We start from the raw sequence: 13,261 nt of genomic DNA, 5'->3' as shown, positions 1-13,261 counted from the left end.
ATTCTCGTATCACTTCAACTGAGTGTCTGAAGATTGGGCTGCCTGCGGAGCCGTGGGTAATTCTTCTACAACTCGGGTCCAGCCGAGCGGGGTCCGAGGCGAGTTGAACAGTGCTCCGAACAGTTGATTCAGCGCGCCGTTGACTGAGGGTTTTTCAAACATGTATACGGCTCGACTACTGCCATTGGGCATGTGGACTTGAATCGCCTTAGGCATCATCGTTTTGCGTTCGAGCATGACGTCGACATGGTGATAGTTTGCGGCATCGGCTTGGGTGCGAGGGTAGGCTTCGAGCCAGATTTCTGCTGCGTTGCCCTGGCGACTGCGGATCCAGTAGCGAGCCTTCAGCTTGGCAGCCTCGGCGCCGAATAGAAAGGGAAGCGGACCATCGACGATCGATTTGCCCCGCATTTCCTCAGGCAGCGGTTGCACGACGAGCTGCTTCTTGTCGTGTTTGTATTCGTAGATCGCCTTGCCATCGCAGACCCAATGTTCGCCCACTTCCTCTTTCTGTAGGACGTACTCCCCCGGCTTTTCGGGGTCCTTTTGCACGTACCGTTGGATATCTTCGATCTTGAAGCTCCCCTTGTCAGGCTTTGCATAAGTGAGTTGTCCCGTACACTTGATCATGGGGTCGTTTGATGGACCGAAGACTGGATCGTACTCCCAGCGTTCGAACCGGCAATCGTAGGTCTTGATATTCGCCCCCGCATTTTCCCACATCTGCAGTATCTGGTCGACGAATTGCTGTTCGACCGCATCGAGTTGGAAAGGTGGGCCAAACGCTGCTTGCTCCGTGGGGGCTATGGCACCCGGAGGTTGCTGGGCGGGGACTGAAGTAACTTGTGCTAGTGGTGCGCCAACCGCCTGCGTTTGCTCAAGGGTAGTGGTTGGCAACTGGCTCGGTTGTTGCAAACCTCCCAAAGCAGTCGGTTGCTCTGCAGGGAACTGCTGCGGTACGGTAGCTGCAGTGCTCGGCAGTTGCGTCTGGCCGCTGACCGTAGGCACGGAGCAAATCAACAAAGTGAGGGTCAAAAGTCTCATCGAAAGTTGCATAAGGATGGTCTCTTTTTGGGCAGGTGCGGAGCGAGTTTCCACAGAGGTCTGCTATCGGAGCACCGACGAGTCGGCAACGGGGCGGGGATCATAGCAACGGTTCCACAAGCTCACCAGGGCGAAATTGAGTAGTAGATATTGGTTAGAGGATAGATGTGAGAAATTTGCTCCACCCCGTCTGGCGGCGAGATCTATGCTCTCCACAATGTGAAGCAAAACACTCTTGACGTGATGAAAGCACTGCGCGCACTATTGGCCCATGACCAACACGAATCTCCGTTGGAAGGCCGATCTTTCAGCCAGTTCTTTGTACGCCGTACTGTCCGCCGTGAAGGGACTGCCTGCCGTCAACAATTCGCTTGCAGAGATTCTGCAAGAACCGGGCGATTGCCTTGTGGAAAGCATCAAGGATTGTGGCCTGGAAGTGACCAAAATCCTCGAAATGCTGGTTTGCCTGGCTCCGGAGTACGAGAACAATCGCCAATTATCAGAAATCGTCCTCTCTCGCATATACGGCCAAACTGCAGCGACTGAACAGCGACTCAGCGTCCTGTCTGCGGCCATTAGTGGCCTGGAAACGCGCGCCCTTGCCGAGCGGCCAGAGTTGGTCGACGAGTTAGCCCTGCGAGCACGCCCCTTGCACGAGCAGTGGGAGGCCCGTGGACCGGGTTTGCTGAGGCAGCTGGCTCGATCGACCGAAGAATCCTTCGTCGCCGAGACGGCTGAAGTGGTGCTCGTGGCCCCGTTTGTAGGAGGATATGGTTGTGCGTATCCTCGCTTCAATCGAGTGGTCATTGAAGGGGTGTTAACTAACCCTCATCTAGATTTACCTGAAGCTCTGAGACTGGGGTGGCTACTGGCGCAGCTCCAAGTCGACGCGCCGATCTATGCCGATGCGGTCGCCGGAGATCGACTGGATCGGCTGGCACAGTTGGCGACGATCCCAGCGGTTCTTGCTGCGGCTGAGGGCGTGGAATGGGCGACTTGTGACGTTACTACTGTCCAGCGGGCATTAGAGTGCTGGTGTTTGGAGCGGGACAATCAGAGCGAACTGGCCAAGATGCTGCTCCAGTGGTGGGAAACCTACGACCAAGGAACCTCTTCTTGGCAAATCGCCTGGCGGGCGCTCGATGCCCTGATTCCGGCCAATGCTAGCTGACGAATCGATGTTGACCTCCATGGAGAGTTGCAAGACTCTTCGCACTGAAATTGAGTCTCTCCGAGACTCGAAAACCTGAGCGACGCGGTCGCCATTCCAGTTTCGGAAAGACTCGCCTAAGTTACGCGGGTTACGACTCATCAGGACACGTGCTATGCGATACACACTGCATCTTTATCTCTCGTCGCTTGCGTTGGCGCTTTCATCACACGGCATGTCTTCCGCCGAGCCATCGGTTCAGCAAGCGACGCACACAGAAAAAATTTCAACGACTAAGGACACAGCACTCAGCAAGCATATCACGTTCTCCCAGCAACCGACTCGAGTAGGTGATCGGGTAGTGCAGCGAGTTGGAATGGAACTTGAGCTTCGCACAGTGATCGAACAAGCAGGTCAGGTTGCCAGCGACAGCAAAACGGCGATGCGGAGTCGCCAAGAACGGGAAATCGAAGTACTCGAAGTCACCGGTGGCCAGGCGCTCCGAGCGAAGGTCTTCTACCCGCTTGCTCGGCAGATGTCGCCCGAAAACCCTCAGCCCGACCAAGAGAGTGCTCAAGTGGTCGAAGGCAAGAGTTATATGATTGTCCGAGACCAGGACCAATTGATTATCACGGATTCCGCAGGGGCGATTCCAACTCGGGAGGAATTCGAAGTCGTCCTCAAAAGTATGGAGAATTTTGGTAAGCCGAATCCACTGGCCGAGTTCTTGCTTGCTCGGCAAATTCAAATCGGTGATACCCTGAATGTCCCTCTCGAGATAGCCGCCGATATGATGGGTTTCAGCAAGATGGGAGACGTTAGAAAATTTGAACTCCGGCTTGACGAATTGCGAACCGCGGATGGCAGGGAGTGTGCTGTGTTTACAGCGAGGATCGCAACCGCTGGGAATTCGGAAGCACCACTGCATGTGGTAGCCACGGGCAGTGTGGCGATCGAGATTGCCACGTCCCGTACGATAGAGGCGACGCTGAAGGGCCCAGTAACAATGGCCCTGACTGAAAACGGCATTGGTTACAGATCCTCAGGAGAGCTACTCATGGCGGTTCACTCCTACTACCCCTCAAGGTAGCGGATATTACTCGCTCCGCTCCACCTCGCTAAAATCGGCAGGCCCATCGCGGCTAACGAATTTACTTGCCGAGGACTACGGCGGCGGCGACTAAGGCGGCCAAGAGCAATATCACGAAAACGATGCGGCTACTGGAGGGACTTTCGGGTGATTGAACATCTTCCAGTGGCGGTAAGTCCCGTGTGAGATGCGATAGGTCCGGACCAAATTCTTCGATCAGGTGATCCTTCAAATTGCCTTGCACAGCCCGGGCATTAAAGGGGCGGCGCTCGGGGTCTTTTTCTAGAAGTTGGAGGACGATTTTCTCCAGCCATTCCGGGCACTCGATACCACGCTCTCGGATTCCTGGAGGTTTATCGTTGAGATGCTGGCCCCAGACTTGGGCAAAATTGGCTCCCATGAAGGGGGGCTGGCCAGTTAGCATCTCCATCATGACACAACCCAGGGAATAGAGGTCAGCCTTGCCAGTGATTTCCTTGTCACCACAGATTTGTTCGGGTGACATGTAGGCGTATGTGCCGACTGTGATTCCTACGCCGGTAATGTCGGCATCGTGGGTATCGCGGGCAATACCGAAATCTCCTAGCAGCAGCTTTCCTTCCTTGTTGAAGAAGAGATTGCTGGTTTTGAGATCGCGGTGAATGATGCCGTGGTTGTGGGCATGCTGTAAGGCCGAAGCGATTTGTGCAGCGAAAGCCGCTGCTTGTGGCCAAGGGAGCGGGCCAAACTTCTTGATGCGGTCTTTCAGCGTGCCACTTTCCAAGAGTTGCATGGCATAGAAATATTGACCATCCATCATGCCACCACCGTAGTTGCGGACAATGTGCGGATGGTTGAGCCGTTCCATAATGACGATTTCTCGTTGGAAGCGATCCACGATATTCTCATCATGCGCAATCGTCGGGTGGAGGAGCTTGACCGCCACGGGCTCGCTTATGTCAGGGCTCTCGGCACGATAAACCACTCCCACGGTGCCGACCCCCAAGGGTTCCAGCAGCTTGAAGTTGGCCGAAGTCGGCAAGAAATTCAGTTTGCGTTGAGGAGGGGTCGGCAGTTCGGTCATCTTGCTATGATAGGATAGGTGCGGATGAGATGACGATGGGATTATGGGCGACAATTGAGGGCAGCCAGGACTATACACCGCAAACTAAACAGTTCGTAGTGCCCAGCGATCAGGCATTCGATGCATCCTGGTCGTGCAACAAATGGGCTCGCGAAAAATACTTGGGAATCAGGCATGGAGGTTTAAGTATATGCCATATAACTGCTTAGAGAAAATACCACCACTTTTTGATGAGATTGGCACCCAGATTGCTCTCCCTCTGAGTGCCCTGTCTCGTTCGCAGAAATCCGGGAGAGGGTGGTAGAACAAAGGCGGATTTCTTGCTTTTTTGGCACGCACTCCTTTCCCAGGGGTGCAGAGCTGCAGCGTGGTTCCAGTTCGGTTTCAAACCCGTTGTCGGCGTCTAGCGGTCAGGCACCAATCTTTCTAGGATATGGGCTTGTCGATGGATTGCGGACACGGTCTGGAACCGGCATTTCCCATTTGACGGCGGCAGTGGAGAAATTCACTGTCTGTCGAGGCGATATCAAGTTGTTGTCGGCTAAGCGGCTACGGGCACGTGGCACAGCATAGCGAGGGGCGACCAAGGAGCGACAACACACTTCTGCAAGGAAGCGCATCACAAGTTTGCATCCAAACCATTTGAGGAGCGTTATTAAAGATGAGTTACAAGTTAGAGTACATCTGGCTCGACGGCTACAAGCCCGAGCCCAACATTCGTAGCAAGACCAAGATCGTCGATAGCGAACCAAAGAAACCTGAGGACTGCCCAGGTTGGTCGTTCGACGGCAGTAGCACCCAACAGGCCGAGGGGCACAGCTCAGATTGCTTGCTCAAGCCAGTCCGGATGATCAAAGATCCGAGCCGCAAGAATGCCTCCTTGGTGATGTGCGAAGTGCTCAATGCGGATGGTTCGGTTCATCCTTCCAATGGGCGTGGCACTTTCGAGGACGATCCTGATCTGTGGCTTGGCTTTGAGCAGGAATACACCATCATGAAGAATGGCAAGCCACTAGGCTTCCCCGTCGATGGATATCCTGGTCCCCAGGGACCTTACTACTGTTCGGTTGGTATCATGAACTGTGTCGGCCGCGATATTGTTGAGGAGCATCTGGATGCCTGTCTCGAAGCGGGTCTGTCTGTCACGGGGATCAATGCCGAAGTGATGAAAGGCCAGTGGGAATACCAACTCTTTGGTAAGGGTGCCAAGCAGGCCTGCGATGACCTGTGGTTGAGCCGCTTCCTGTTGCATCGTGCTGGTGAAAAGCACCATGTAAATATCGAACTTCATCCCAAGCCGATCAAAGGGGACTGGAACGGCAGCGGTATGCACACCAATTTCTCCACCACTCCGATTCGTGATAAGGGTGGCGAGGAACTAATCAAAGGAATCTGCGAAAAGTTCAGCGCACGTCATAAGCAGCACATCGCTTCTTACGGGTCGGACAACGATCAGCGCCTGACCGGTTTGCACGAAACGCAGTCGATAGAGAAATTCTCCTACGGAGTTAGCGATCGAGGTTCATCGATCCGAATTCCAATCGGCACCGTGCAGAATGGCTGGAAGGGTTACTTGGAAGATCGCCGTCCAGCTTCCAATGCCGATCCCTATAAGGTGGTTCGTGAGATTCTGGCGACTCTACGTTCCTAACCGTCGGCCCGTTGATGGCCGCTAAGCTCTTGAAGACCCCTTTTGGCCACCGCTGGCCAGGAGGGGTTTTCTATTGTATCGTGTCACTCAAGTGGTAGGAGCCGAATCAATTCTTCTCTTTCAGTAAAGGGGACACGCATGTTAACGCCTCAAGATGTCTTGGCTCTCTGCCGCGAACGTGGGGTACGTGCAGTCGATCTGCGGTTCATGGATTTTCCGGGCCTGTGGCAGCATTTTACGATTCCTGTCGAGAAGCTCGAAGAAGAAATATTTGAGGACGGCTTGGGATTCGATGGCTCGAGCATCCGGGGTTGGCAAGCGATCAACGAAAGCGACATGCTGCTTGTGCCACAGGCCGAGACGGCGTTCATCGATCCATTTACTGAGATCACGACCCTCTGCATGATCTGCAATATCCAGGACCCCATCACCCGCGAGGACTACACCCGCGATCCCCGCAACGTAGCTCGCAAGGCGGTGAACTACCTCAAGAGCACCGGCATCGCCGATACTTGCTACATCGGCCCCGAGGCCGAATTCTTCGTGTTTGACGACATCCGCTTCGATCAGGCGCCGCAGCATAGCTATTTCTTTATCGATAGCAACGAGGCGCAATGGAATCGGGGCACGGACATGAAGCGCGCCGGGGATGGCCCCAACCTGGGCTACAAATTGCGCCACAAGGAAGGCTACTTTCCGGTGCCGCCGGCGGATCAACTGATGAATCTCCGCAATGAAATGATGATGACGATGATCGAGTGTGGCTTGGACGTGGAAGCCCAGCATCATGAAGTGGCCACCGCTGGGCAATCGGAAATCGATCTCAAATACAACGACTTGGTGCAAATGGCCGACGACATGTGCCTCTTCAAGTACATCATTAAGAATGTCGCATGGAAGCACAATAAGTCCGTCACTTTCATGCCCAAGCCCCTCTACGGCGACAATGGGTCGGGTATGCATACCCACATCTCGCTATGGAAGGGTGGACAACCTCTCTTTGCCGGTGGTGGCTACGCGGGCTTAAGTGACGAGGCGATCTATGCGATTGGCGGAATATTGACCCATGCCCCTGCCATCTTGGCCTTCACCAATCCCACTACCAACAGCTACAAACGCTTGGTGCCCGGCTATGAGGCACCTGTCAACTTGGCTTATTCTCAGCGTAATCGCTCGGCAGCCTGTCGAATCCCGATGTACAGCCCCAGCCCCAAGGCGAAGCGGATCGAGTTCCGCTGCCCCGATCCGAGTTCCAATCCCTATCTGGCATTCTCCGCCTTGATGATGGCTGTGATTGACGGGATTCAGAACAAGATCCATCCAGGTGAACCGCTGGACAAAGACATTTACGACTTGGAACCTGAGGAACTGGCCAAGGTGCCTAGCACCCCCGGATCCTTAGGCGAAGCGTTGGCCGCGTTGTCGCGAGATCATGAGTTCCTCCTGCGAGGCGACGTGTTTACTCAGGATGTGATAAACACTTGGATCACCTACAAACAGAAGAACGAAGTCGAGGCCCTGGCTTTGCGTCCGCATCCTTACGAATTCTGTTTGTACTACGATATGTAGGGGCCAAGGATCATACGTTCGGATCCTCGATTTTCAGCTTCGCAAGGTACTCGTCATAGGCCTGTGCGGCCAAGGTGTGGGCTGCGTTGCCAGCTTCGTCTGCACGGCGTGTAGCAAGCTCCTGAAGCCGCTTGAGGGGCCCATAGGCGACAATGGTATCGTTTGGGTGAATGTGGCTATCGCCGGATGGTGCGCCTACGTAAGAGCCATTCTCCCGCTTGATTCCTAGGACCAGGATGCCTTCACGTGCGAGACCCAGGCTGGCGAGAGTCTTGCCCGCTACCCAGTCCCCTGACTCTATAGTGAGTTCGGTGACCGAGAAGCCCTTCGACAACTCTAGAAGCGATACATAGTCCTTGATATCGAGATGGGAAAGATTGGTGATTGCCAATGCAATGACTCGATTTAGCTTGTTCTCTACCCACCGGCTGCTAGCCAACAACCACAAAGCTGCCAGGCTCACGAACAACAAAACCAGACCTGTTCCAATATTCTGATAACCTGTCTGTTTGGCGCTGAGCAAGAAGAGCATGAAGAAGCTGATGGCCGTGGCAATGCCCACGTTTCCTGCAATCATGAGCGCCATCACAATATGGCGACGTACCGGATGCATAGTGATTGACTCTGCCTCACTGGTGGTGAAGCCAACTCCAGTAAATGCAGAATGAGACTGAAATCGGGCCGATTCATGAGACAGGCCCGTTAGCATGAGCGCCATCGTCCCCACTCGGATAATGATCAACGAGAAGGCCAAAACGACTGGCAATGAAATGACAGGTAAAAGTAATTCCATAGGGTTTCGGCTGTTGAGTGTGATCTAGCCTGCCAACATCAATTCGATCCAAACACATTTATTCTTGAGGGTGATGTCCGTCCCAATCACTCCGCAAACGAAACAGGCCGGCGAACGGGACTGCGTTCACCGGCCTGCAGTATGCTGATTAACGGCCGTGTTAGTTTGTTTTATCTTGTAACTGCTGGGCAGGCTTCTCTTTCAATTCTTGAGCACGCTGCTCATACTTCTCAGCCAGAGCGTTACGTCCTAAAGACCGAAGGGTTTGAGCAGCAGCTTCAAATGCTTCAGGGTTGTTTTCATCATACAAGGAAGAAAGATTAAACGAGTCAAATGCCTTATCGTACTCCTCCATCAACATGTAGGCGTAACCTCGTTTGGCAAAATGATCGGAGGTTGTGGGCTCGACTCGAATGGCTTCGTTGAAATTGTCGGCAGCGCGTTGGTATTCGTCCAAAGCTACATAGGCCAAACCACGGTTGACATAAGGGAGTGAAAAGGTGGGGTTCTTGTTGATGGCTTCTCCGTAGCTTTCGATCGCAGAGCGATAATCTCCCTCTTCGGCGAAGGTATAGCCGGTCCACAAGTGAGGCAATGGATCCGTATAGTCGGATGCAGCGGCTAGCAAGAAGTCACCCCGGGCAAGGCGATTCTCCCCTTGAGAAAACCAACACATGCCGCGCTTCAGATAGGCATTCGTGATATAGGGGGCCGACTCGCCTGGCGGGATCTGTTGCAGCGCATCCGTAAAGGCCTTGATCGCTTCCCCATATAATCCCTGCATGCGGAGTGCTACCCCTTTGCGATAAAGGGCTTGTCCTGAGGAGGGGAAGGTGTCCGGCATTTCCGAGAGCACCGCATCGGCATCATCAATTACTTGCTGGTAAAGTTCTTCGCGTTTGTCTTCCGGGGTATCCTCATCGGATGCCATCTTCAGTCGAGCATCGCTTCGCAGTAGATAGCCTTGGACGTACGACTTGGGATCGGAGCTTTCTTCGGGCTCGTAATACTTGATTGCATTTGTCAAGGCATCGATCGCTTTCGGGATTAACTCCTTCTCGTCCTGGAAGAGAAAGATGTTGGCCTGCATCGCATACGTTTCGAAGTCGTCATCTTTCAGTTCGATCGCTTTTGCCAGGTCGGCGTTCGCTTCATCGAACTGACGCAATTGAGCGTGGGCGAGGCCCCGATTGCGGAAGACTTCTGCGTTCTCAGGGTCGAGTTCCGCTGCCTTGTCGAGTACCCGTAGTGCACTGGCTGGGTCTCTATTGACCAACAACTCACCCAGATTGGCGGCGATCTCGGGGTCCCGCCGATCGAGTTCGATGGCATTGTTGAAATCGTTGAATGCTAAGTCGATCAGACCTAATTCTTTTTCGCAGATGGCCTGGCCGTTGTAGGCCTTGGCTGACTTGGGATCGATATTGGTAGCCTGCTTGTAGTTATCCAAAGCTGCCTGATAATCTTCCAAGTTTCGAAGTGCTTCACCCCGACCAAAGAAGGCTTCGGCAAAAGTGTTGTCGATGCCAATGGCTGTGGTAAATGCTGCGATTGCATCGTCCCAGTTTTCAGCTTCAAGTAATTTCATGCCCTCTTCATAGGCAGCCATGGCATCGGGATTGCGAGCGCCGATTTCTTGGGACCTGACCGCGGGGGCAAATAAGGTGACCAGCGCCACAACGACAACCATTCTCAAGCTGTATTTCAAAGCACTCATGCGATCCTACCTCGATTCTTAGAAGTTCGTTTCGGTCTTTCCCGAGGGAGCGCAGGCCTACAGTCCGCACTCAATACCTCAAAATAGCGACCCACATTAACGTACCACGCGACCTGTGCGCATGTAGGGTAGAAACAAGAACAGTCTCCACCTTTTTATCGATGGCACAGTTCCGATTGATGCGGCCATACCGGCTGCAACGACAAGTCTCATTACGGCAGTCAAAAGGCGCTTGTTCGCAGGAATTCTACGCAGATCCCCAATCGCTGGCCATTATTAAGCCTTTAGATGGTGGGTGTCGGCTTGGAATCTTTGTTGCTCGACACGGCCCAGCGGCTATGGTTGGATGAAGTGCGGTTGTACTCTTTGGCAAAACCATCCGCCTCGTCGCTGGTAAAGTCGCGCTGGATCGTTCGCTTGAACTTGCGGAATTCATAGACATGGACAACGTGATCTGCTGGGGGACCAGCGGGGACCTCGGCAACCTCTTCCTCGACTGCTTCGTCCACTTCCGCTTCCACGGGGGTTTCTTCGGCGACCGCCTCAGATTTCTTGGCGCGTTTGCGGGGTGCCTTTTCAGCCTTAGGAGCAGTTTGCTTTCGGCCTTTTGGGCGACCTTTCTTAGCAGGCTTTGCATCTTCTAGGTCTGACTTTTCTTCGATATCCGAGTCTTCCTCATCTTCAACATCGGAATCCTCCTCGTCCACGAATTCAAAGTCATCTTCAAATAGATCGTCGTCTTCTTCTTTTTTATAGGGCATGAGATTGCAACAAGTGCCATGGAGGAAGCGCATCTGGTCGATTACAAGCAGCGGTTGAGCCATTCTGCGCGGAAGGAAACCGTCAGTATTTGCCAATTGACCTGAATCGTCAACGGCTAACGGACGGTCGATGGCCGGGCAACGGGGGTTGCGAGACGGCTTCGTGCCGCCTGAATCCCTGCCTGGAGTACTAAATCGCTCTTTTCCTGGTTTGCCAGATCGATGCGTTCCAGTACCGGCTTGGCCACGACCTGAACCTTCTCATGAGGTTCGACGCCACGATAGCTGATGGGAGTGCCGTTGGGGGAATAGAACTTCGCGGTGGTGAGCCGAATGCCCGCTCCGGCAAATCCCAACGGGAATATGCCCTGTACAGATCCCTTGCCGAATGAGGTACTGCCGACGATAGTTCCCCGGTTGTTGTCTTTGATTGCTGCTGCAAAGATCTCGCTCGCACTAGCGCTGTCGCCATCGATCAACACCACCAGCGGAACTCTCCAGGTCCCGCCATAGTGAGCCGTGTAGTTGAAATCCTCTTGAGGGCTACGACCACGAGTGGAAACGATGTTGCCTTCCGTAAGGAATTTGTCTGCCAATTCGACCGAGGCCGTGAGAAGCCCGCCAGGGTTTCCACGCAAGTCGAGAATGAGTGACCGCATTCCTTGTCGATGCAGATCCCAGAGGGCAGTTTCCAGGTCGCGGCTGGTCGTCTTTTGGAACGCTGGAACGCGAACGTATGCGATGCCAAAGTCGGTATCGACGATCTTGGGATTCTCTAGACTGGGCACATTGACGTGTTCACGACGGATGTTTAACACGCGAGGTTCTTTGCTGGGCGAGTAGACCGTCACACGCACAAAGGATCCCTCGACGCCAGTGAGCATCGAGGCGGCCTCATCCGTGGAGAGTTCGGCAGTCGACTTGCCATCAACTGCAACGATGCGGTCCTGATCGAGAATGCCTGCACGCTCAGCTGGGCTGCCGGGGATGACACGCACAATGAGCAGAGCCCCATTTTCGGCCTTTAGTTCAACACCCAGACCGACAAAGTTGCCTTCGATTTGCGAGTACGTTTCACGCAACTGGTCAGCAGTCAGGAACGAGGAATAGTCATCGAGTCCCTCAGCCGCAGCTGTGACAAACTCAAGCACTGTCGCCGTGGGAGTCAGTCCAGCCCGCACCTCGGCAAGACGCGACACTTCGGTCGCAAAAGTGATCAAGTCTCGGGAACTCTGGAGAGAACGTTGGCCAAGTAACTGATAAATCTCTTTACGAAGCTGGGCGAGTTGGTCGCTGGAAAGTTGTACGTTATTGGCTGCGAGAAAGCCTGGGTCGGTCAGAGCCAGATCGATGGCAGAAGCTCCCCGGACACTGAGTTTGCGCCAAGGAGGATTGGCAACGTAGTGGCTATTGGTTTTCTGCAGCAGCTCTGCATAGAGCGAGAGGGCTTGATCCCGATTGAGGGTCGATATCGATTGCAGGAAGCTATGGTCGTGGTACCGACGCTCGACACTGTAATGCAGCTTGGCCAAGTCATGGTGCTGCTGAAGGGTTTCGTTGTCCCGGTGCTCTCGCAAGGCATCTTCATAGTGGCTCAAGGCCTCGCCCCAGCGACGATTTGTCTCCAATTGCCTACCACGGTCGAGAACTGAACTGATCGAATTGGCGGGCAGGGCCTTAGGTACGATCGTGACGGGTTCGCCGCCACGGGAAACCTGGGCAGTTGCCGGGCTAACCAGCAAAGAACCCGCAAAGAAGAATACGGCGACCAATGTGGCGGCCATCCGTCGCGACCAGTTGCCGCGACTTTCAGTGGATTCCTTCGAGGGATGAATCTCGAGATTTTGAAGCTCAAGATTGTGGCGAATCTGCATGTGATGCTCGTAATCTGTCTGGGGGGAGTCGCGTCGTCCGTACTGAAACGTGTGCTCAGCGGTCCCTGTCTGATCCACCTATCCTGGGGGGATGGAGTGGATGCGCACCGGCAGCAGATTCGGTCAAAAATTGCCGCCTAAGGGAATATAGGCCACTGAATAGCGCTAGTCAAAAACTCGTTGCGGTGTTTCTTAACACTTTTCGAGTACTTCCCCCTGCAACCCTCACAGTCCGTCCGGCAGTACCACTAGGTCTCCGATTGGAACTGTGAGTACGGCAATGGCGTTTGATCGCAAGGTAGCGAATCAACCGACCCTACCGCTTGTAGGGGAAGACTTTCAGCACTTCACTTCGCAATGGAAAAGAGCATCCTGCCAAGAACTCGCCGGCTTATCCAGCAACCGGCAACTACTGAACCCTAATACGTGAGACGTGGGCTGGTGGTTCATTGAAAGGCCTGCCCGGAAGTGCTATCGTGGCGTCCCCCCAGACAAATCGGAGAGAGACTTATTTGGCTAAATATGCCAATTCTCGAATCAAATAGCCAT

The 13,261-nt window shown here is 53.9% G+C and carries 11 protein-coding genes; 4 read left to right on the top strand and 7 right to left on the bottom strand.

Annotation, left to right across the window (positions count from 1 at the left end):
* Positions 1-9: 9 nt before the first annotated feature.
* Positions 10-1,098 carry a TIGR03009 domain-containing protein gene (locus Pla144_RS03995; protein ID WP_197530369.1) on the bottom strand — a complete coding sequence of 363 codons (1,089 nt, stop codon included), beginning with the start codon at positions 1,096-1,098 and terminating at the stop codon, positions 10-12.
* 217 nt (positions 1,099-1,315) lie between these two features.
* Here Pla144_RS03995 and Pla144_RS03990 point away from each other — a divergent pair, with 217 nt between their 5' ends.
* Together Pla144_RS03990 and Pla144_RS03985 are read left to right on the top strand one after the other, a co-directional pair.
* Positions 1,316-2,215, top strand: a complete 900-nt coding sequence (locus tag Pla144_RS03990; RefSeq protein ID WP_146448000.1) for a hypothetical protein — start codon at positions 1,316-1,318, stop codon at positions 2,213-2,215.
* 154 nt (positions 2,216-2,369) lie between these two features.
* Entirely contained in the window at positions 2,370-3,284 is a 915-nt protein-coding gene (locus Pla144_RS03985) for a hypothetical protein (protein WP_146447999.1), read from the top strand.
* Positions 3,285-3,345: 61 nt separating this feature from the next.
* On the opposite strand, the gene Pla144_RS03980 is transcribed toward Pla144_RS03985, so the two are convergent.
* Positions 3,346-4,347: a serine/threonine protein kinase gene (locus Pla144_RS03980; protein ID WP_146447998.1), complete on the bottom strand. Its 1,002-nt coding sequence runs from the start codon at positions 4,345-4,347 to the stop codon at positions 3,346-3,348.
* 410 nt (positions 4,348-4,757) lie between these two features.
* A complete protein-coding gene (locus Pla144_RS03975; protein WP_146447997.1) occupies positions 4,758-4,970 on the bottom strand; it encodes a hypothetical protein in 213 nt (70 codons plus the stop codon).
* A 38-nt stretch (positions 4,971-5,008) separates the two neighbouring features.
* Between Pla144_RS03975 and Pla144_RS03970 the strand changes: the two genes are divergently transcribed.
* Positions 5,009-5,998: a glutamine synthetase beta-grasp domain-containing protein gene (locus Pla144_RS03970; RefSeq protein ID WP_146447996.1), complete on the top strand. Its 990-nt coding sequence runs from the start codon at positions 5,009-5,011 to the stop codon at positions 5,996-5,998.
* 138 nt (positions 5,999-6,136) lie between these two features.
* Positions 6,137-7,567: a type I glutamate--ammonia ligase gene (gene glnA / locus Pla144_RS03965; protein ID WP_146447995.1), complete on the top strand. Its 1,431-nt coding sequence runs from the start codon at positions 6,137-6,139 to the stop codon at positions 7,565-7,567.
* Between the two features lie 10 nt (positions 7,568-7,577).
* Here glnA and Pla144_RS03960 read toward each other — a convergent pair whose 3' ends face one another.
* The 4 genes from Pla144_RS03960 to Pla144_RS03945 all read right to left on the bottom strand — a co-directional run bounded on the left by Pla144_RS03960 (position 7,578) and on the right by Pla144_RS03945 (position 12,790).
* Complete coding sequence (locus Pla144_RS03960) at positions 7,578-8,360, bottom strand: TrkA C-terminal domain-containing protein (RefSeq protein ID WP_146447994.1); 783 nt, start codon at positions 8,358-8,360, stop codon at positions 7,578-7,580.
* 160 nt (positions 8,361-8,520) lie between these two features.
* Positions 8,521-10,077 carry a tetratricopeptide repeat protein gene (locus tag Pla144_RS03955; protein WP_146447993.1) on the bottom strand — a complete coding sequence of 519 codons (1,557 nt, stop codon included), beginning with the start codon at positions 10,075-10,077 and terminating at the stop codon, positions 8,521-8,523.
* Between the two features lie 284 nt (positions 10,078-10,361).
* Positions 10,362-10,838, bottom strand: coding sequence for a hypothetical protein (locus Pla144_RS03950; RefSeq protein WP_146447992.1), 477 nt, complete (start codon positions 10,836-10,838; stop codon positions 10,362-10,364).
* Positions 10,839-10,954: 116 nt separating this feature from the next.
* The gene (locus tag Pla144_RS03945) at positions 10,955-12,790 is read right to left on the bottom strand and encodes a S41 family peptidase (protein WP_146447991.1); all 1,836 of its coding nucleotides are present in this window, start codon (positions 12,788-12,790) and stop codon (positions 10,955-10,957) included.
* Positions 12,791-13,261: the final 471 nt, after the last annotated feature.

Source organism: Bythopirellula polymerisocia (genome assembly GCF_007860015.1).
In the GTDB taxonomy this organism is placed as follows: domain Bacteria; phylum Planctomycetota; class Planctomycetia; order Pirellulales; family Lacipirellulaceae; genus Bythopirellula; species Bythopirellula polymerisocia.
Note: the sequence above shows the minus strand (reverse complement) of the source record. Positions and strands in the feature narration are given on the sequence as shown.